The following is an 18,947-nucleotide window of genomic DNA, read 5'->3' as shown; positions in this document are numbered from 1 at the left end:
GGAGGGAAATATGCAGAATTTTCGATATGTGCCCTACGAGCCCATTGTGGGAAACGTCCGCAAGGTGGGCGAGACGGTTTTCCTTGCCGAACTTGCCATTGACCCCGCCGAGTTTGCCTCCCGTGTACCGGAGGGCTTTCAGGTCATCTCCGACAAGGCTTACGTAGCCATGACGGAGGCGGTGCTGCGGGATGAAAAGAGCAGGGATTACGACTTCATCAACCCCATTTACTCCCAATATTACTCCGCCGGCATTTTGGTGGAGGCGGAGGCCCGGGGCCACCGGGGCTGGACCTATGCCCTGCGCTATTTTGACAGGGACTGGGCTGTGATGGAGAGCCGCGTCAAGGGCTTTGACGCCTTCTATGCCCATATCCGCACCACCCGCTTCCCCACGGAGATGATGGACTTTTATCACATCCAGGAGGGCAGTCGCCTGAAGGCGGTGGCCACTGACGAGGGGACCAGACCCATCAGCTTGGGCTTTGACGCAGACAAACCCGTTGACGGGATGAACTTTGACTTCCTGTTCGCCAACCGCATCGGACTGCGCAGGGTGGTGCAGCTGGTGGAGGAGCGCAGGGGCGAGAGCGTGTGCGACGACATCACCCGCGAGCTCATCACAAAAACACGTTACGGCGAGTGCTGGCAGGGCAGAGACGTGCAGCTTGCCTTTGACGAAAAGGCGGTCGGCACATTCTCCTATGAGGTAAAAAATGCCTTCTGGTTTATGATGGGCTATCAGGCCGGAGGGATCGAGGTGCTCTGATCCGCGGAGGCTGAAAAGCGGAGAGGACGCAAGAAAGGGAGGAACAACAGATGCCTGAACTGAATACGAAGGTAAACCCGGCGCCGGGCGAGAAGTATGTGATGACCCAGAGCCTCATCATGGTTCCCTTCCGGGCGGATCCAAAAAAACTGCAATCGCGCATGCTGCCCAAGCCCCTGGAGCCGGTGGGGGACGGCGACATCGGCTGGGTGTTCATGGTGGATACGGCGATGCCGGGGCTGCGGGAGGTGGCTGAAGGCGAGCCGCCAGACCCCGACATGACGGAGTTCCACGAGCTGGCCATCGGAATGCCGGCGATTTACAAGGGATATGAGTTTGGCTACATGTCTCAGGTCTGCCTGGACCGGCAGACCGCCGGACTGCGCCGCGGCATCCTGCGCAACATCACCTATACCCAGATAACGGACATCCAGCCGCTGCTGACCGGCCGGAACGAGCTCAAACCAGGCACGAAGCTCTACGGCATTTCCAACCGCCCCCACGGGGAGCTGGTCGCCAAGGCCTCCATTGAGCTGACCGAGCCCTACGATTTTGAAAAACTTCCCGTCGGCTGCCGGAGATTTGCCCACGCCCGGTATCTGAGAGACCCGGCCAGCCACAACGAGCCCTTTATCAAAGACATTCCCCTGTTCGAATTCACCAACGGCCTGGACGGCGTGGACTGCTGGAAGGGAAAAACCACGCTGGAATTCGGCGGAGACTATTACGGCAAATGGAAGGACCTTGGGGAGATTGAGCCGCTGGAGGGCTTCTTCTACAACTTTGGCTACTGCTATGGAAGCGATTCGCAGATCACGCCCATTGAGGAAAAGGGGGATTGGAAATGGTTTTAAAGGAAGAAGGGGCGGCGGCCCGCCGCCATGTGGCGGAGAACATCATCTCCTTGCGGCTGAAGATGGATCCACAAACCATTGCCCGGTATCTTCCGGCTCCCTTTACGCCCAACCGGGAGGGCGAGCTCACGGTGATGCTTGCCGACTATTACGGCCACGACGAGGACATGGTGGAGCAGGCGGAGGCGGCCGCGCAGTTCGTCTACCCCTATTACACCACCATGCAGGAGGGGCTCATCAGCATCCCCTGCAAGTTTGAGGGCAAGCCGGGCAACTACCTTGCAAAGATCTGGCAGGACCGGGATTGGGGCGTTCAGCGCGGCCCGATGCTGGGCTACGACACCGAACTGGCCGAGGTCCACATCAACCGCTTTCCCGGCAGGCTGCGCAAGCTCTACGCGCCCCATGTGGGCAGCAAGATCAAAGGCGTTGTCCGCCAGAACGGCGACAATCTGATCTCCGGATGGATTGAACTGACGGAGGAGGTCAGCTATCCCGAAGAGGAGTACATGGTCTGCTATGGCCGCCGCCAGATCGAGGATATGCTGGACCCAGAGGGAGAAAAGCTCATCGACGATATTCTCATCGAGCACCACGATTCCGAGATCAAGGGCCAGGTGTTCAAGGGAATTGGCCATCTGAAGCTGGGCGGCTTTATGAAGGACTGGGACTATGAGGTCATCGACGCCTACTACTTTGAGATCGGCTTCTCCACGTCGGGCTGGAGGGTGCTGAAGGACCTGAAACAGCAGCGGGAATAGAGTCAAACCCGGTTTTGAGGGCGCGGAGGGCGGATCACCCTCCGCGCTTTTGCAGACGGCGGCCGGAGAAAGGAAAGTCATGAAAAAGCAGGGATCGAACAAGTGGTATTGGATTATTGCCGCCTCCTTATTCCTGGTGATGATGTTCAACTGCGGCGTGGGCTACTACAGCCTGTCGCTGTTTGTGACGCCCATCACAAGGAGCTTTGGAATCAGCAGCGGAGACTTCGCGATTTTGTATGTCTTTTACGGCGTGGGCAGCGCGGCCGCCGCGGCGTTCTTCAACAGGCTGCTCAAGCGCTTTGCGCTGAAGTCCCTGATCGTGTTCGGCGGACTGATCAGCGCGGCGGGATATTTTGTATTCGCCGGGTCCAACCGTCTTGAGGCCATGTTCATCGGAGGCGTGCTGATCGGCGCGTCCACGGTTTTTTCCGGTACGGCCGCCGTACAGATGGCCATTGCCCGCTGGTTTTCCGAGCGCCGCAGTCAGGTTACCGGCCTGGTGGCCTCCGCCAGCGGCATCGGCACGGCGGTGGGGAGTCCCATTGTGGGCTGGATGATCCGCGCGCTGGGCTGGCGGGTCGCCTGCGTGGTCATCGGCGCTTTGGTGGCGGTGTTTGTCTGTGCCCAGATCACGTTGCTGCTCCGGGAGGAGCCGGGCTGCGTCGGACTGATGCCATACGGCGAAAGCTTGGGCGCGGAGGAGGGCGGCATGCGGGGCGGAGCGGTCCCGGGAGACGGCTGCCCGCTGAGCGAGGGAATCAAAAAGCCGTCCTTCTGGCTGTTTGCCGGCGGCATGATCGTGGTGGCGGTGGTCTACCAGATGATCACCCTGTACCAGTCCACGATCCTGATTGAGCGTGGAGTGCCGGAAGCGGTGGCCGCCGCATGCCTCTCCGTCTTTGCGGTGGTGGACATGTGCAGCAAGGCCAGCGCGGGCATCATCGCCGACCGGTTTGGCTTCAGGATCGTGACGCTGTACTGCGCCGGGGCCACGGCGCTTGCGTTTATCCTGATCCGCGTGGTGGACGGGACCGCGGGCGCGGTTTTGTTCTCGGCTCTGCTGGGCTTCTGGCCCACGGTGTGCGTGCTCTACGGCGTCACGGCCTCCATCAGCCTTTTCGGGAAGCGGTATCTCTCTGAGTATATCGGCTTTTCCCAGACGCTGATGTGCTGCTGCTCGCTGGTCGGCATGCCTTTGATCAGAACGCTGTACAACGCCATCGGGTCCTTTGACACGGTGATGAACATTGCCATCGGATTGCTGGCGACCTTTGCCGTCATGATGGTCCGGATGCTGAGGAAATCCAATTTTTTTTCAGGAGAGAAGAGAGGGGAGGGCGCGCCTGGGCGCGGATGAACATGAGAATTTGGGAGGACATGATCACTGATCGGGACCGCATTGTCATTGAACAGGGAGGTTATGGCCGGAGAACGGGCTACGGAGAAAAGCCGCTGCTGCTCTGCATTGACCTGCAGCCCAACTACATCGGCGCCGACGCGCCGATAGAGGAACAGATAGAACAGTGGCCCTCCGGCGGCGGAGCAAAGGCCTGGGAGGGGGTGCGGCACATCCTCTCCCTGCGGGATGCGGCCAGAGAGGCCGGGGTCCCGGTGTTCTACACCAAAAACGTTCAGAGCCGGACGGACGCCTTTGACAACTTTGCGGGAAAGAGGAAGCGGGACAACGCAAAGTTTATCGACGGGCACCCCTGCTCCGACCTGTTGCCCTGCATCGAGCCCCTGCCTGAGGAGATGGTCCTCTCCAAGGGCTATGCCAGCGCGTTTTACGGAACACCGCTGCAGAGCTATCTGATCACCCTTGGCATCGACACGCTCATCCTTGTGGGGGCTCCACCAGCGGATGCTGCCGTGCCACTGCGGTTGACGCCGCCTCAAGGAGCTACCGGCTTATTTATGTGGAGGACTGCCTCTTTGACCGCATCGAAGTATCCCATAAGGCGGCGCTGCTTGATATCTGGATGAAATACGGCGACGTGGTGGACAGCGGCGAGGTGAAGGAGTATTTCAAACGGCTCCGCGCCTCCGGCAAAGCGGGGGCCTTGGAATGAGCGCGCCGGACGGGGCCCGGGTGATGTGCCTGTGCCACGGTGTCACCTGGGCGGATATCCGGACGGCCGTGGACGGCGGGGCGGAGACGTTTGAGGAGGTGCGGCGCCAGACGGGCTGCGGCAAAAGCTGCGCCATGTGTGTGGAGCGGATCAGGGGGGAAGTGGACGCGCTTTTAGGCCAATCGGGCCGACAGGGCGGATAAAGCGGTCCGCCTTGCCGGCGGGCTCCGGCGTGAAAGCCGTCCGCCCGCCCCCAAACCGGCGCGGATACCCGGCGGATTCAGACGCGCAAAATGGAAAACAATATAGATTCTGCAACATTTTGGAAGAATTCTTCGTCTAACCTGATACAAAGCCTGTATAAAGGGAGGATGGAGTATGAAACGAAAACTTTTTGCCCTTGCACTGTCCTGTCTGGCGGTCCTGCCCCTGCTCACGGCCTGCGGAAGCGCCGGAGGTTCCACCGCCGCGTCGGGGAACGGAGAGATGAGAGACGATATGCAGATGGAGAGCACGGCGGGCGGCGACATGGCGCCGGCAGCGCCGCAGAGCTTTCAGGAAGATGCTAAGCGCATCTATACCGCCCAGGTCCAGATGGAGACCACGGAGTTTGACTCCGCCGCGTCGTCGATCGCGGAGCTGGTGGAGGAGCTGGGCGGCTGGTTTGAAAGCAGCAGCGTCAGCAGCTACGGCTCCGGCTACCGCTATGGAAACTACACGGTCCGCGTCCCGGCGGACCAGTACACGCCCTTCCTCTCCCAGGTGGGGACGCTGTGCCACGTGACCTATCAAAGTCAAGGCACGGAGGATGTGACGGAGGTCTATTACGACACCTCAGGGCGGCTGAAGACCCAGCAGGTGAAGTTGGAGCGGCTCCAGGAGCTGCTGCGCCGGGCGGAGACCATGGAGGACATCATCACCGTGGAGTCGGCCATCTCCGAGACGGAAGCCCAGATCGAGGCTCTCTCCGGTGAGCTGCAGCGCTATGACCACTTGGTGGATTACTCCACCGTGTACCTGTCCCTGGACGAGGTGTACCGCCTTTCCAATGTGGAGGAGCCGGTCTCCACCCTGAGCGGACGGCTTGGCGCGGCCTTTTCCTCCGGCTGGAAGGACTTCACCGGCTTCCTTGAATCGCTGGTGGTGGCCCTTGCCTACGGCTGGGTATGGGTGGTGGTGCTCATCGCCGTGGCTGCGGTGGTGCTGCGGCGGCTGCGCCTCCGGCGCGGAAATGCCGGAAGAATCTCCGAAAAACAGAAGAGGGATGACAAAACGGAGTAAATCTGCTACCATGGAGAAAACGGAAAAGGAGCGTGAGCGGATGAACATCACCTGGCTGGGCCATGCCTGTTTCCTCCTGGAGCAGAATGGGTTCCTTGCGCTGATTGACCCCTACCGCGGCGTGGAGGGCTACGGCGACCTCCATGCCCGGGCCCATGCGGTCTACTGCAGCCACGGCCACGACGACCACAGCTACACCGGCGGCGTCACGCTGCTGGGCGGAAAGGAGAACCCCTTTACCGTCCGGGAAATTGAGAGCTTTCACGACGACCAGGGCGGGGCGCTCCGGGGCACCAACAAAATCCGCAGCTTCACCGCCGGCGGCGTCACCGTGGTGCACTTAGGCGATCTGGGCCATCTGCTGAGCCCGGAGCAGGTGGGCGAAATCGGCCCATGCGACGTGCTGCTCCTTCCCGTGGGCGGGGTGTACACCGTGGACGCCCCGGCTGCCAAAGCGGTGGCGGAGCAGATCGCTCCGCGCTGCATCGTGCCCATGCACTACCGCCATGCGCCCTACGGACTCAGTGTGGTGGACGGTGTGGAGCGCTTTGCGGCCCTCTATGGAAAAGGGGAGGTGGAGTGGGCCGGTTCCAACCGCTTTGCCGTCACACGGGAGCCTCTGCCTCCCGTGCTGGTTCTGCGTTACCGGGCTGAATAATCCGGAATTTTCCACATAAACTGAGGATACGGCGTAAAGCCGTATCCTTTTTTTGTGAGGTGTTGGAATGCGGAGGAAACTGATTCGTTGGGAGCTGATGGGCTTCCTGATCACTGTGGCGGCGGGGACGCTGCTGCATTTTCTATATGAGTGGAGCGGCGGCAGCAAGGCGGCGGCCGCCTTTTGCGCGGTCAACGAATCCACCTGGGAACATATGAAGCTGCTGTTCATCCCCCTCTTTTTCTTCTCCCTGGTCCAGGTGATCTTCCTCTGGAAGACCTACCCCAACCTGCCGGCGGCACGGGGCCTTTCCGCGATAGTGGGCACGGCGCTGATCCCGGTGCTCTTCTACACCTACACCGGCGTATGGGGCAATCATGCGATGTGGGCGGACATCGCCGTCTTTGTGCTCTCCGCGGCCGCTGCCTTTCTTCTGGACCACGCCCTGCTGCGCCGGGGGAGGCTGTCCTCTCCCTTCCTCCAGCTTTTGGGGGTGATCGTCCTGTGGGGGCTGCTGTTCGTCTTCATTTTCTTCACCTTTCGCCCCCCGCACCTTGCGGTATTCCAGGATCCGGTGACCCTTCAATACGGCATTGCAAAGCCCTGAAAGCGCCCCTGCGGACATCTGCCGCAGGGGCGGTTTTTCTTGACCGGACTCCCGGGATGCAGTATAATACTACATTAAGATCGTTTTGAAAAATAAGGAGGCCTTGCCATGACCAAGCGCAAACCCGTGGAGCCGTTTTACGCGGCCGCGGTTGTCTTTTTGCTCTATGCGCTGATCTTCCCGCTGTACGCGCCGCTGCACTACGCCATTGCCGCGGCCGCTGCCGCGGCTGTGTTTGCCGTGGCGTTGCTGCTGTGCCGCGGCGGCGCGGTGGGGCAGAGTGAGAAAAAGGCGGAGAAGGCGGCGGAGGAAAAGACCACCGGCGACCCGGAGTTGGACAAGATGCTCAAAAACGGCCGTCTGGCCATCGCCGAGATGAAGCGCCTGGACGGGAACATCGCCGACGAGGAGATTTCCGCCGACATTGTGCGCCTGGAGCAGGTGTCGGAGAAGATTTTCGACCAGGTCCGCCAGGACCCCAGGAAGCTGCCCCAGATCCGCAAGTTCATGGATTACTATCTGCCCACCACGCTGAAGCTGCTCAACGCCTATGACCGGGCGGCGGGCACCGGCGTCAGCGGTGAAAACATCAACGCCACGCTGCACAAGGTAGAGGGGATGATGAAGACCATTGTGTCCGCCTTTGAAAAGCAGTTAGACGCACTCTTCGGCAGCGAGGCCCTGGATATCTCCACCGACATCACCGTGCTGGAGAATATGATGGCCCGGGAGGGGCTGACGGAGAATCCCCTGAAGGCGGAGTCCGTGCCCAAGGAGGACGGGGACATCAAACTGGAACTTTAAGCGTCCGGATAGAGGCGCATGAAAGGACGAACGAATATGGATGAGAGCAACAAAATCCCCAAGCTGACGCTGGAGCCCCAGGCGGCCGCGGCTGCCGCCATGCCGGAGCTGACGCTGGACGGCGCCGCGCCCCAGGAGGCCGCCGCGGAGGAGCCAGGGAAAGAGGCGCCCCCCGTGGAGATGGACGAACGGCTGCTCAGCGAAGAGGAGAAAAAGGCGGTGGAGGAGTTCTCCAAAAAGATTGACATCACCGACTCCAACCTGATTTTACAGTACGGCGCGGCGGCCCAAAAGAATGTGGCCGGTTTTTCGGAAAACGCCCTCAGCTCCGTCCGCAACAAGGACCTGGGCGAGGTGGGCGAGGCCCTGAGCGAGCTGGTAGTGGAGCTGAAGCAGTTCGGCACCGGCGAGGAGGAGAAAAAGGGCCTTTTCGGCATGTTCAAAAAGAGCAGGGACCGTATGGAGGCCATGAAGGCCCAGTACTCCAAGGTGGAGACCAACGTGGACAAGATCGCCCGGGAGCTGGAGCAGCATCAGGTGACGCTGATGAAGGACGTGGCCATGTTTGACCAGATGTACGAGCTGAACCTGAAGTACTACAAGGAGCTGACCATGTATATCCTGGCCGGCAAGAGGAAGCTGAAGAGTGTGCGGGAGAATGAGCTGCCCGCCCTGCGCAGCCAAGCGGAGACCTCCGGCGCCCAAGAGGACGCCCAGAAGTACAACGACATGGTCCAGATGTGCGAGCGGTTTGAAAAGAAGCTCCACGACCTGGAGCTGACCCGGATGATCTCCGTCCAGATGGGACCCCAGACCCGGCTGCTGCAAAATAACGACACGCTGATGGTGGAGAAAATCCAGTCCTCCCTGGTCAATACCATCCCTTTGTGGAAGAGCCAGATGGTGCTGGCCTTGGGCATGGAGCATGCCCGTCAGGCCACCGCCGCACAGAGCGCCGTCACCAACATGACCAATGAGCTGCTGAAAAAGAACGCCGACCTGCTCAAGACCGGTACTGTGGCGGCCGCCAGGGAGGCGGAGCGCAGCGTCGTGGACATCGAGACGCTCCAGCATACCAATGAGCAGCTGATCTCCACTTTGGACGAGGTGCTGAACATCCAGCGGGACGGCGCCCAGAAACGCCGGGCCGCGGAGGTGGAGCTGAGCAAGATTGAGGGCGAGCTGAAGCAAAAGCTGATGGAGCTTCGGAATTAGACCTGCGTGAAAAGTTCCCGGGCCACGCGGAAGGCGGAGCGGAACATGGCCTCCAGTTCCATGCCCTGGGTCTGGAAGCAGGCCTCCCGGTACTGCTCCAGCAGTTTAAGGGCCTGAGGGTCCAGCATAGCCTCCAGCGCGTCAAGGGTTTCTTCCGCGGTGTCGGAGGCCCGCCGGTAGCTGCCCATGCTCAGATAGGGACAGATGCCGGTGGCAAGGGCCTCGTCATAGAGGAGCTGAAGGGGATCGGTCATGAGGATCACTCCTTAAACATTTTTAATGTATAATAACATACATCATTAATATATGTAAAGAGGTGAAACATGCAGATACTGGCACAGCGGCTGAAAGAGCTTCGGGAGGGCCGCAGGCTTTATCAAAAAGAAATGGCGGAGCTGCTGGGGCTTTCCCTGCGGGGGTATCAAAGCTATGAGACGGACCAGAGCGAGCCAAAGCTGAAAACCCTGATCGCCCTTGCGGATTATTTTGACGTATCCATTGATTACCTGGTGGGCCGGACGGACGGCAAATGCACCGGGAAGAGCAAGAAGGAATCAAATCTATGAAATTTTTTCAAAAAAGAAGCGTTGCCGTCCTTGTGCTGGTGATAGCGGTGGCTTTGGGCTGTTTCATCGGCCAGGTGAAAAAGCCGGACGTCACCGAGGAGGCCAGCACAAAAATCGTGGGAACCTACACCTATGCCTACGATTACGCCGGCGTGCTCTCCGACGATACCATGGAGCACATCGATGCCATGAACGCCTCCCTCTTTGCCCAGACCGGCGCCCAGATCATGGTGGTCACGGTGGACGATACCGGCGAAGAGGATATCATCGCTTACGGCGAGAGCATGGGCAACCGCTACGGCATCGGCGACAAGGAGCGCAACAACGGCATTGTGCTGGTGCTGGCGCTGAACAACATCTCCCAGGGCGGCCTGGTGGGCGACTATGCCGAGGTGCCGGGGCTGGGGCTTCACAGATATGAGGACTCCTTGAACAGCATCCTCTCTGCCTATATGGAAGACAGCTTTGCCGCCGGAAACTACGATAAGGGCGTCCGGAAGACGGTGGACGCCTTCATGGCGTGGTTTGCCGATTTTTACAGCGTGACCGTCAAGGAGAACTACATTCCCGTCGTGCCCCAGACCTTTGAGACGGGCACAGGGTACTACACCCAGTCCACCGGCTATTTTGCGCCCACAGCCGGTCAGCTGATCGGGAATGCGATGGTTTTGGTCATCACGCTCTTTGTGGTGTGGATGATCTTGGACGCCTTCCGCTGGAGGAGCTATCGCCGGCGGTACATGCGGCCCGGCATGGGGATTCCCACCGTGCTCTATTACCCTGTCTTCTGGGGACGGCCCAGGCGGCCCCGCCCGCCTCGTCCTCCCCGGCCGCCCCGGGGCCCGGGCCCCGGACCGCGTCCGCCCTCCGGCGGAGGGTTTGGAGGCGGTTCCTTCAATGGCGGCTTCGGTGGTTCCCGGCCCGGCGGCTTCGGGGGCGGCAGCTTTGGCGGCTCCTTTGGCGGAAGCCGGGGCGGCAGTTTCGGCGGCGGAGGGTCCTTTGGCGGCGGTCGAGGCGGTTCCCGCGGCGGTTTCGGCGGAAGCCGGGGCGGCGGCTTCGGCGGTGGAGGGTCCTTTGGCGGCGGTCGAGGCGGCCGCCGGTAATCCGAAGAAAAAGCAGGCAGCATTGCTGCCTGCTTTTTTTGTTTGGGCCGTCAGCTCTCCATGTGGCGGCCCAGGAAGGCCGCGATGGTCTGGGCCAGCTTGAATTCCGTTTCACCGGCCACCTCGCCCGGCTCACCGATGAACAGAACCAGACCCAGCACGTCGCCCTCCGACAAAATGGGGGCTGCTACGGTGGCGCAGAGTTTGTCGCTGCTGTCAGAGACGGGAATGCCCCGCTGCCCCTCCGTGTGCTGCCAGATTTTGCGTTCCTCCATGATCTGCTCCAGGTCGGCGCTGACGGATTTGCCCATCAGCTCCCGCTTGCCGCCGCCGGCCACGGCGATCACCGTGTCCCGGTCGCTGACGGCGCAGATGTGGCCGGTGCTCTTGCTGAGGGTGTCGCAGAATTGAGATGCAAATTCCTCCAGGCCGCCCATCAGGGAATACTTTTTGAAGATGACCTCCCCGTCGCGGCTGGTGTAGATTTCCAGAGGGTCGCCCTCTCTGATACGCATTGTGCGGCGGATTTCCTTGGGGATGACGACTCTTCCAAGGTCGTCAATGCGCCGGACAATTCCTGTGGCTTTCATATATCAAATTCCTCCTGCGGTGCTAATTTTTGTTGACAGGAGATAGTATCCGCAGGATTTGGAACGATATGCAAAATTTGAACTGGGTTTCATTGGCAACTGAAAAATCAATCAAAGTCCGGATTGGTAACTGTGGGTAATACATATAGAATTATTCTATGATAAAACGAAAATTATTTATTTTACAATATATTTTCACCCGCTTATAATGGGAAAAACGACAGGCGGTGATTTCAATCCAAAAGATACAGTACAAATGGGTGATCTGTCTGGCCGGATTTCTGCTGATGTTTTGCAGCGGAATGGTCACCGGCGGGTTTTCCGTGTACCTGCCTTATCTCCGGGAGGAGTACGGCAGCTCCAACACCCAGATCTCCCTGCTGCTCACCGTCCGGTGCGTGGCCTCGACCCTTGCTATGCTGGCGGTGGAGCGGTACTATCAGAGGTTCTCTTTGCGCCTTGGTTCCACTTTGGCCATCCTTATGCTGGCCGCCGGATTCTTCTCCTTTGCCGCTATCCCCGCCTATTGGGGCGGCTGCGTGGGATTTATCCTCTTGGGCGCGGCCTATGGGTTTGGCGCCATGGTGCCGGTGTCTCTTCTGATCCGCCGCTGGTTTGACGGGGGACAGGGCTTTGCCCTGGGGATTTGCACCACGGGGAGCGGACTGGCAACTGTGCTGATTACCCCGCTGCTGGCTTCACTCCTGGAGCGGCACAGCGTCTGCGCCGTCTTTTCCCTGGAGGGGATCGGCACAATGGCAATCGCGGCACTGATCTTTCTCATGGTGCGCGGCGCTCCCAAACCGGACGGCAAGGTGGGATGTCCGGAAGGGGGAGAAGCGAGCCGAGACGCCGGGAGCGGAGAGGCATTTGCAGGGCCGGGATTTTGGTGGATGGCCCTGGCGGTGATGATTTTGGGAAGCGCCGCAGGAAACGGGCCTGCCTATTTTGCCATTCGGTTTCAGGAGAGGGGCTTCAGCCCCACTTTGTCCGCCTACGCCATCTCCACTTGCGGCGGCCTGCTGATGATTGGAAAATGCGTCTACGGACTGCTGACGGACCGTTGGGGCGCCAGGCGCACCAATGCGCTGTTTCTGGTCACGCTGGGGGCGGGCATGGCCGTGTGCGCCCTGCTGCCCGAGGGCAGCGCGTGGATGATGTTCCTGGGTGCCGCCCTGGTGGGGATCGGCTTCCCGCCGGCCACGGTGGGATTGACGGTCTGGGCCATGGATCTGGCCCCAAGGGAGCAGCAGGAGGCCACGATGGAGCGGTTTCAGACCTTTTACGTGGTGGGCAATCTGTTCACTTCGTTTCTGCCCGGCCTCCTTGCGGACTGGTCCGGGAGCTATGCCCTGACCTATGGGATTTACGCGGTCAGCTCCTTGGTGATCCTTGTCATTGTCCAGCGCCAGTATGCGCTCCGGAGAGTGGGGGAGGAGACAGGTGCCTTCTGACCGCCGGACCGCCGCGCTGTGCAAACCGCCGCCGCAAATTTTGCGGCGGCGGTCTTTTTGCGGGAAAGCCATTGAAAAGGCTGCATGGAGGGGCGCGGAAATTTCTTTTCTTGCAGGGCAAACTGTGATAAAATAGCGTAAAAATAAAGTGTATCCGCCCTGACGGTGGGGAAGGAGTGGTGGAAATGAAGAGCCGGACCGGCAGAGAGTGGGAAGACACCTTTGCCCAGCCTTACTTTACGGCCCATCTCAGCCATGCGGCCGGAGGGGAGGCTTTTCGGTGCGCCGACTGGGCGGCGCTGCGCGGCGGACTGGTGAGAAAGGGAAGGCGGCTGCGGTGCGCCGACGTGGTGGAGCGCTGCCTGCCGATACTGGAAAAGATCGCCCCGGAGCCGGAGGGCGGCTGGCTCATCTGCGCCTATCATGTGGCCTGCCAAATCCAGTTTCCCCATCTGAAGACCCCGTACACCCCGGCTCAGCGGGATGGCGCCATGTGCCTGCTCCAGGCCGTCCAGCTTCTGCTGGGGGAGGAGCGAGCGGCCTTTGATCCGATGTGGGACTTTGCCTTCTGCACGGCCGAGGAGATCCACACCAGCGACCGGGGGGAGGAGTACCGGAACTTCCTGCGGTCCTGGCGGGAGGACTACGTCTATGAGCTGATGCGCCTTTCCTGTGAGGCGACGCCCTTTTCCACCCTGCCCCACATCGCCGGGGTGCACCACGTGGCCATGACGGTTTCCCGGGAGCTGGCCGCCGCGGGCGCGCCGGTGGACCCGGCCCTGGTGTCCGCCGCCTCCGCCTGCCACGACATCGGCAAGTTCGGCTGCCGGGCGGGGGAGAAGGTGCCCTATCTGCACTACTACTATACCGACGGCTGGTGCGTCCACCGCGGCCTGGCCGCGGTGGGCCACATCGCCGCCAACCACTCCACCTGGGATTTGGAGCTTGAGAATCTCTCCATGGAGTCATTGTGCCTCATCTACGCCGACTTCCGGGTGAAGGAGGACGGGACTGGACGGATGAAGGTCTTCCCGCTGGAGGAGTCCTTCCAGGTGATTCTGAGCAAGCTTGACAATGTGGATCAGGCCAAGCGCCTGCGCTATGAGTATGTCTATCTGAAGCTCCACGACTTTGAGGACTATATGCGCTCCCTTGGTGTGGACGTGACGCTCTCCGGCCATCCCACGGCGCCCAGGGCTGTTCAGGACACGGCGCTGATGAGCCCGGACGAGGCGGTGGAGGCACTGCGGATGATGGCGGTGGAGCACAATCTCCGATTGATGCACCGCTTCGGCCACGAGCGGCTCTTCGGCAATGTGCTTGAGGCGGCCCGCAGCGAAAAGAGCTGGACCAAGGTCCGGGCCTATGTCAGTATCTTTGAGGAGTATTTCACCTATCTGAACGCCACCCAGAAGGCCCAGACCCTGGGGTTTCTCTATGAGCTGCTGATGTTTCCGGAGGGAGATATCCGCCGCCAGGCGGCGGCGCTGATCGGACGGATCATCGCCCGCTTCAACCTGGGCTATCGAAAGGAGCTTCCGCCGGGGGCCGGCCCCACGGAGGACGAGGAGATTCAGTTCGCCCTCTGGTCCCAGTATCTGATGCTGTTGGTCTCCCCGGATCACAAGCTGACGCCCTGGCAGAAAAAGCACATCCGTTACGCCCTGAAGATCGTGGTGGAGCGGGTGCTGGAGGACTGCCGGAGCCAAGACACGGAGAAGTTCATCGCCGCTCTGGTGCGGCTCTATGAGGAGCCGGAAAAGGATGAGGAGGCGGCCTTTGCCCTGCTGGACGCGCTGTACTTTCTGCCCATGGACCTCTGCGGCGGCGCTGCGGTGGACACGCTGCTGCGCTTTACCGCCGCCCAGCTCCCCCGGGAGAGTCTGACTCTCCGGGCGGCGGCGCTGCGCTTTTTGCTCCATGCCGTACAGGGAGGGGTGGAACGGGCCGCCGAGGTGGCCGAGCGCGCCGAGTGCGGCGGAAGCTGGGCGCTGAAGTATCTGAAGGACGCGGCTCTGGGCCGTTCGGAGCCATGCCCGCCGGAGGTGGCCAGCGAGCTCTTTTTGGACAATTTGAAAAGCTCCACGCCGTGGATACTTAAGGATGTGAACATCCGCCTTCTTGAGACCCAGGCCAAGGGGGATATGCTCCACATCGCCACCCACTATTCCAACCTCATCAAGGTCAGCGAGACCATTGTGGTCCGCTACTCCGCCGGCGAGTCGCTGCTGCGCATCGCCCGGTCGCTGAGCTACGACCAGCGCAACGAGGTGGCGGTGGAGCTGACCAAGGGCCTGGAGGTGGGCCAGTACGAATTTTCAAAATATATCCCCCAGTGTCTGGGCGAGTTTTGCCTGTTTCTGCGGCCGTCGGAGATGGATGAGACCATCGAGCGGCTGAGCCAGCTGCTCTCCAGCCCCAACGACAGCGTGGTCAGCGCCGCGCTGACCACGGTGGGCGTGATTCTTGAACACTACGCCGTCTATCCGGAGCGGTTTTCCGAGCCGGAGCGGACGGTGGAGCTGCGCCGGCGGAAACTGGCGGGAATGCTGCTCAAGGGCCTGGCTTCCTACCGCTCGGCGGTGCGCCAGGAGGCTATGTGGGTCTTTGGCCGTGGGCTGTTCGGCTCCGATGTGCTGTCGGAGGCGGATAAGGAAAAGCTCTTCACACTGGTGGCCAAAAAGCTGCTCTTTTTGCTCAGCGAATACCCCGGCGGGGAACTGACGCTCTTCTACCGGGCGGCGGCGCTGTCCCACCTGTACCGCTTTTTGATCCGGCATCAGATCACGGTGGGTGATTTCCCATTTGAACGGCGGAACAAGGTGGCCTTTTTCCCCGGCACCTTTGACCCCTTTACCCTGTCCCACAAGGGCATTGTCCGGGAAATCCGGGACCTGGGATTTGAGGTGTTTCTGGCGGTGGACGAGTTCTCCTGGTCTAAAAAGACCCAGCCCAGCCTGATCCGGAGGCAGATTGTCAGCCTGTCCGTGGCCGACGAGTTCCATGTGCATCTCTTCCCCCACGACATTCCGGTGAACATCGCCAACCCCGATGACCTGCATCGGCTGCGCCAGCTGTTCGCCGGGCGGGAGCTGTATCTTGCCGTGGGCTCCGATGTGATCGCCGGCGCCTCCTCCTACCGGGCGGAGCCGGTGGCGGATTCGGTCCATTCGCTGAACCACATCGTATTCCGGCGCCAGAGCAGCCTCCATGGCTCCGGCGGCGAGGCGGACCTCTCCCGGCTCACGGGAAAGGTGGTGGAGCTGCAGCTGCCCACCCACCTGGAGGATATCAGCTCCACCCAGATCCGGGAGAACATCGATCTCAACCGGGACATCTCCAACCTCATCGATCCGGCGGTGCAGGAGTTCATCTACCAAAACGGCCTCTATCTGCGGGAGCCCCAGTACAAGCCGCTGATGCATGCCAACCCCCTGCGATTTGACTATGTGGAGCACCCGGCAAGGGAGCTTCTGGAGGAGCTGGCCCAGGCTGTGGAGGCCGGTCCCTACCAGCGCGGCGTCATCTGCCGGGAACTCTTTGACGACGACGATGCGGTGATGGTCCTGCGCACGGGGACGCAGGAGCGCGTCCTGGGCTTCGCGGCGCTGCGGAGCATCCGGGTGGCGGAGCTCTACTCCGCTCTGGGCAGCCGGGAACAGGCGGATTACATCCGCAACCAGGCGGCGGGCCGGCTGCTGCTGCTCACGGGGCTCTACGAGGGCCGGGAGGGCTGCGACACGGAGCAGCTGCTGCTGACGGAGGTGCTGGCCAGGGCGCTGAACGAGGAGTGCAGCTATGCCCTTTTCTGCCCCCGGGACGGGGTTTTGCGTTCAGCCTCCATAGAGACCATGCAGCGCCAGGGCTTTGTCCGTATCCCGGACATAGAGGGGGCAAGGCCCGCCATGCTGGTGGATATGCGCTCCCCGGTGGTGCTGCTGCAGAATATGGAGACCGCCATCAAGGCGCCGTTTTCCACCAACGAGCGGGTGCTGGAGGCGGTGCGCATGGCCCACAGGCGGCTTCAGACCGCGGTGACGGGCCTGTACCCCGGCACGCTGGTGCTGAGCCTCAACGCCCGGGTGATCCACCACCGGCTGGTGGAGAAGATCACGGCCATCAACGGCGTGAGCGCCGTGCCGGAAACGCCCCGAAAATTGGGGGAGAATATGTGCGTGCCCTTCGGAAAGCTGCTGCGGGGCAGCGCCGTGCCCAACACAGTGACCAAGACCATTCACACGGACAAGGTCTACACCCCGGACCTGAAGAGCATGACCATCGAGGCCTTCCCCTATTACGCGCCCCTGCCCAGCCAGGTGCGCACGGTGAAATCCTTTGGCCGCCCGGTGATCCTGGTGGACGACCTGCTCCACTCCGGCGACCGCATCCGGGTGCTGGACCCGCTGATCCGGGCGGAGCGGCTTCAGATACGGGAGGTGCTGGTGGGCTTTTTATCCGGCCGGGGCAGGGACCTGATGGAGACCCGGGGTCGGCCGGTGGACTGCATCTACTTTGTGCCCAATTTACAGGCCTGGTTCGTGGAGTCCACCCTCTACCCCTTCATCGGCGGCGATACGGTCCGGCGGGAGGGGCGGCCGGGTCTGGTGCCCTCCATCAACATGATCCTGCCCTACACCTACCCGGCCTTCCACCAGACATGCGGAAAGCGCTCCACTTTTGAATTCTCCCGGGTCTGTCTTGAGAATTCCAGGGACATTCTGCTGACCATTGAGAGCGAGTACCGCGCCCAGTTTGGAAAGAACCTGACCCTCTCCCGGCTCAGCGAGGCGGTGATCCTGCCCCTGTGCCCGGACAAGGGCGGCTGCATGCACTACGACCCGGCCCTGGCCGCGTCCGAATATCTGGAAAACGACCTTGCTCAGCTGATGCGGCTGCGAAAGCTCTTTGACTGACCGGGGCGGCGGGCCGCCCATAGACTGGGACAAATGAAGAAAAGAGGGATTCCCATGGTGTATTACCGGCAAAACGGAAGCTTTTACTGCGCGTTTGAGGAGGACCTGCCCCTGCCCCGGGTGGAGCCTCCGGAGGAGGGGGTGCCCATGGCGTTTTTGTTCCGCCGCGACCCCCTGAGCTGCCGGGCATCCTTCTCCGCCACCGACCCCAGGCAGCTGATTGCGGACCAGGGATTGGGCTTTTTGGATTTGAGCCGCCTGGGCCCGGCGCCGGAGATTCCGGGACCGGCGGCCCGGCGCATGGCGGACGGAACCCTGCGGGCCGTGAACTTTGACCATCCCCGGTGGCGCTTTGCGGCGGAGGCGGGGCGCGCCGGGAAAAGGCGGCTCCACATCCTGGCCCTTGGCGACGTGGGAAGCACGCTGCTGACCGCTCTGAAGCTGTTGGGCGCTGATGTGCTCTCCACAATCGGCATCTGCGATCTGAACGAGAAGACCACCCGGCGCTGGGAGTTTGAGATGAACCAGGTGGCCTACCCCTGGGACTACGGCACCCTGCCAGAGGTGGAGGTGGTGGACCAGGAGCACATCTTTGACTGCGACGTGTTTGTCTTTGTGGCCACCCGGGGGATTCCGCCGGTGGGCAGCGGCGTGCAGGATGTGCGCATGGCCCAGTTCGAGGCCAACCGGGGACTGGTGGAGCACTTTGCCCGCAGGGCCCGGGTGGCTAAGTTCCGCGGGCTCTTCGCCGTGGTCTCCGACCCTGTGGACCCTCTGGCCAGGGCCGCGCTCCTTGAGAGCAACCGGGGAGAGGACGGCCTTTTGGACGGACGGGGCCTGCTGCCTGAGCAGATTCAGGGCTACGGCCTGGGGGTGATGAACGCCCGGGCGGCCTACTATGCCAAAAAGGATCCCCGCTTTGCCTCCTTCCTCACCGAGGGGAGGGCCTTTGGGCCCCATGGGGAGGACCTGGTCATCGCCAACTCCATCGCCGGATACGACGACGCCCTGTCCCGGGAGCTGACCCATCTGACGGTGACGGCCAATTTGAAGATGCGGGAGATGGGCTTCAAGCCCTATGTGGCCCCGGCCCTCTCCTCGGCGGCCATCTCGCTGCTGTTGACGCTGCGGGGGGAGTGGCACTATGGCTCCGTGTACCTGGACGGCGTATACCTTGGAGTCAAAAACCGCTATACGCCCTTTGGCCAGGAGGTGGAGAGCCTGCCCCTGCCGGAGCAGCTCTTCCAGCGCATATCGATAGCGGCGGAGCATCTGAAAAACGTCATCTGAAAAGGGAGGT

17 protein-coding genes and 1 pseudogene are annotated in these 18,947 nt (G+C 61.4%); 16 read left to right on the top strand and 2 right to left on the bottom strand.

Annotation, left to right across the window (positions count from 1 at the left end):
• Nucleotides 1-10: 10 nt before the first annotated feature.
• The 11 genes and pseudogenes from KQI82_RS14445 (at nucleotide 11) to KQI82_RS14395 (ending at nucleotide 9,021) form a co-directional block, all read left to right on the top strand.
• On the top strand, nucleotides 11-769 hold the full coding sequence (locus tag KQI82_RS14445; RefSeq protein WP_216633396.1) for an acetoacetate decarboxylase family protein: 759 nt from the start codon (nucleotides 11-13) through the stop codon (nucleotides 767-769).
• A gap of 50 nt (nucleotides 770-819) precedes the next feature.
• Nucleotides 820-1,623 carry an acetoacetate decarboxylase family protein gene (locus KQI82_RS14440; RefSeq protein ID WP_216633395.1) on the top strand — a complete coding sequence of 268 codons (804 nt, stop codon included), beginning with the start codon at nucleotides 820-822 and terminating at the stop codon, nucleotides 1,621-1,623.
• Nucleotides 1,614-2,384 carry an acetoacetate decarboxylase family protein gene (locus KQI82_RS14435; RefSeq protein WP_216633394.1) on the top strand — a complete coding sequence of 257 codons (771 nt, stop codon included), beginning with the start codon at nucleotides 1,614-1,616 and terminating at the stop codon, nucleotides 2,382-2,384. The genes KQI82_RS14440 and KQI82_RS14435 overlap by 10 nt, the downstream gene beginning before the upstream one ends.
• A 79-nt stretch (nucleotides 2,385-2,463) precedes the next feature.
• Nucleotides 2,464-3,744, top strand: coding sequence for an MFS transporter (locus KQI82_RS14430; RefSeq protein WP_216633393.1), 1,281 nt, complete (start codon nucleotides 2,464-2,466; stop codon nucleotides 3,742-3,744).
• A pseudogene (locus tag KQI82_RS14425) lies at nucleotides 3,741-4,330 on the top strand (isochorismatase family protein); the annotation flags it as partial. The gene KQI82_RS14430 and the pseudogene KQI82_RS14425, both read left to right, overlap by 4 nt.
• 122 nt (nucleotides 4,331-4,452) lie before the next feature.
• A complete protein-coding gene (locus KQI82_RS14420; RefSeq protein WP_216633391.1) occupies nucleotides 4,453-4,659 on the top strand; it encodes a (2Fe-2S)-binding protein in 207 nt (68 codons plus the stop codon).
• 175 nt (nucleotides 4,660-4,834) lie between these two features.
• The gene (locus KQI82_RS14415; protein ID WP_216633390.1) at nucleotides 4,835-5,737 is read left to right on the top strand and encodes a DUF4349 domain-containing protein; all 903 of its coding nucleotides are present in this window, start codon (nucleotides 4,835-4,837) and stop codon (nucleotides 5,735-5,737) included.
• Between the two features lie 10 nt (nucleotides 5,738-5,747).
• The gene (locus KQI82_RS14410; RefSeq protein WP_241426723.1) at nucleotides 5,748-6,395 is read left to right on the top strand and encodes an MBL fold metallo-hydrolase; all 648 of its coding nucleotides are present in this window, start codon (nucleotides 5,748-5,750) and stop codon (nucleotides 6,393-6,395) included.
• Between the two features lie 67 nt (nucleotides 6,396-6,462).
• Complete coding sequence (locus KQI82_RS14405; RefSeq protein ID WP_216633389.1) at nucleotides 6,463-7,002, top strand: DUF6512 family protein; 540 nt, start codon at nucleotides 6,463-6,465, stop codon at nucleotides 7,000-7,002.
• A gap of 108 nt (nucleotides 7,003-7,110) precedes the next feature.
• Complete coding sequence (locus tag KQI82_RS14400; RefSeq protein WP_216633388.1) at nucleotides 7,111-7,806, top strand: 5-bromo-4-chloroindolyl phosphate hydrolysis family protein; 696 nt, start codon at nucleotides 7,111-7,113, stop codon at nucleotides 7,804-7,806.
• A gap of 36 nt (nucleotides 7,807-7,842) precedes the next feature.
• The gene (locus tag KQI82_RS14395) at nucleotides 7,843-9,021 is read left to right on the top strand and encodes a toxic anion resistance protein (protein ID WP_216633387.1); all 1,179 of its coding nucleotides are present in this window, start codon (nucleotides 7,843-7,845) and stop codon (nucleotides 9,019-9,021) included.
• Here the strand turns inward: KQI82_RS14395 and KQI82_RS14390 are convergent.
• Entirely contained in the window at nucleotides 9,018-9,275 is a 258-nt protein-coding gene (locus tag KQI82_RS14390) for a DUF6809 family protein (RefSeq protein ID WP_216633386.1), read from the bottom strand. The two genes, KQI82_RS14395 and KQI82_RS14390, sit on opposite strands and share 4 nt — an antisense overlap.
• A gap of 69 nt (nucleotides 9,276-9,344) precedes the next feature.
• On the opposite strand from KQI82_RS14390, the gene KQI82_RS14385 reads away from it, so the two are divergent.
• Together KQI82_RS14385 and KQI82_RS14380 are read left to right on the top strand one after the other, a co-directional pair.
• Nucleotides 9,345-9,587, top strand: a complete 243-nt coding sequence (locus KQI82_RS14385; RefSeq protein ID WP_187333216.1) for a helix-turn-helix domain-containing protein — start codon at nucleotides 9,345-9,347, stop codon at nucleotides 9,585-9,587.
• Nucleotides 9,584-10,690 carry a TPM domain-containing protein gene (locus KQI82_RS14380; protein WP_216633385.1) on the top strand — a complete coding sequence of 369 codons (1,107 nt, stop codon included), beginning with the start codon at nucleotides 9,584-9,586 and terminating at the stop codon, nucleotides 10,688-10,690. The genes KQI82_RS14385 and KQI82_RS14380 overlap by 4 nt, the downstream gene beginning before the upstream one ends.
• Nucleotides 10,691-10,740: 50 nt before the next feature.
• On the opposite strand, the gene KQI82_RS14375 is transcribed toward KQI82_RS14380, so the two are convergent.
• Entirely contained in the window at nucleotides 10,741-11,280 is a 540-nt protein-coding gene (locus tag KQI82_RS14375; RefSeq protein ID WP_216633384.1) for a stage V sporulation T C-terminal domain-containing protein, read from the bottom strand.
• A gap of 227 nt (nucleotides 11,281-11,507) precedes the next feature.
• Between KQI82_RS14375 and KQI82_RS14370 the strand changes: the two genes are divergently transcribed.
• From KQI82_RS14370 to KQI82_RS14360, 3 genes are all read left to right on the top strand, one after another.
• Nucleotides 11,508-12,734: an MFS transporter gene (locus KQI82_RS14370; protein ID WP_216633383.1), complete on the top strand. Its 1,227-nt coding sequence runs from the start codon at nucleotides 11,508-11,510 to the stop codon at nucleotides 12,732-12,734.
• A gap of 185 nt (nucleotides 12,735-12,919) precedes the next feature.
• Nucleotides 12,920-17,647, top strand: a complete 4,728-nt coding sequence (locus KQI82_RS14365) for a nicotinate-nicotinamide nucleotide adenylyltransferase (protein WP_216633382.1) — start codon at nucleotides 12,920-12,922, stop codon at nucleotides 17,645-17,647.
• A 54-nt stretch (nucleotides 17,648-17,701) separates the two neighbouring features.
• Complete coding sequence (locus KQI82_RS14360) at nucleotides 17,702-18,937, top strand: Rossmann-fold NAD(P)-binding domain-containing protein (RefSeq protein ID WP_216633381.1); 1,236 nt, start codon at nucleotides 17,702-17,704, stop codon at nucleotides 18,935-18,937.
• Nucleotides 18,938-18,947 lie beyond the last annotated feature (10 nt).

The sequence above is a fragment of the Dysosmobacter acutus genome, assembly GCF_018919205.1.
GTDB lineage: Bacteria > Bacillota > Clostridia > Oscillospirales > Oscillospiraceae > Oscillibacter > Oscillibacter acutus.
The sequence above is the reverse complement of the archived record's forward strand: the minus strand, read 5'-3'. Positions and strand labels throughout refer to the sequence as shown.

Coding starts and splice junctions, on each gene's coding strand:
- KQI82_RS14440 (WP_216633395.1), top strand. CDS start 820: ATGCCTGAACTGAATACGAAGGTAAACCCGGCGCCGGGCGAGAAGTAT.
- KQI82_RS14375 (WP_216633384.1), bottom strand. CDS start 11,280: ATGAAAGCCACAGGAATTGTCCGGCGCATTGACGACCTTGGAAGAGTC.
- KQI82_RS14360 (WP_216633381.1), top strand. CDS start 17,702: ATGGTGTATTACCGGCAAAACGGAAGCTTTTACTGCGCGTTTGAGGAG.
- KQI82_RS14380 (WP_216633385.1), top strand. CDS start 9,584: ATGAAATTTTTTCAAAAAAGAAGCGTTGCCGTCCTTGTGCTGGTGATA.
- KQI82_RS14390 (WP_216633386.1), bottom strand. CDS start 9,275: ATGACCGATCCCCTTCAGCTCCTCTATGACGAGGCCCTTGCCACCGGC.
- KQI82_RS14410 (WP_241426723.1), top strand. CDS start 5,748: ATGGAGAAAACGGAAAAGGAGCGTGAGCGGATGAACATCACCTGGCTG.
- KQI82_RS14445 (WP_216633396.1), top strand. CDS start 11: ATGCAGAATTTTCGATATGTGCCCTACGAGCCCATTGTGGGAAACGTC.
- KQI82_RS14365 (WP_216633382.1), top strand. CDS start 12,920: ATGAAGAGCCGGACCGGCAGAGAGTGGGAAGACACCTTTGCCCAGCCT.
- KQI82_RS14385 (WP_187333216.1), top strand. CDS start 9,345: ATGCAGATACTGGCACAGCGGCTGAAAGAGCTTCGGGAGGGCCGCAGG.
- KQI82_RS14415 (WP_216633390.1), top strand. CDS start 4,835: ATGAAACGAAAACTTTTTGCCCTTGCACTGTCCTGTCTGGCGGTCCTG.
- KQI82_RS14400 (WP_216633388.1), top strand. CDS start 7,111: ATGACCAAGCGCAAACCCGTGGAGCCGTTTTACGCGGCCGCGGTTGTC.
- KQI82_RS14430 (WP_216633393.1), top strand. CDS start 2,464: ATGAAAAAGCAGGGATCGAACAAGTGGTATTGGATTATTGCCGCCTCC.
- KQI82_RS14395 (WP_216633387.1), top strand. CDS start 7,843: ATGGATGAGAGCAACAAAATCCCCAAGCTGACGCTGGAGCCCCAGGCG.
- KQI82_RS14420 (WP_216633391.1), top strand. CDS start 4,453: ATGAGCGCGCCGGACGGGGCCCGGGTGATGTGCCTGTGCCACGGTGTC.
- KQI82_RS14435 (WP_216633394.1), top strand. CDS start 1,614: ATGGTTTTAAAGGAAGAAGGGGCGGCGGCCCGCCGCCATGTGGCGGAG.
- KQI82_RS14405 (WP_216633389.1), top strand. CDS start 6,463: ATGCGGAGGAAACTGATTCGTTGGGAGCTGATGGGCTTCCTGATCACT.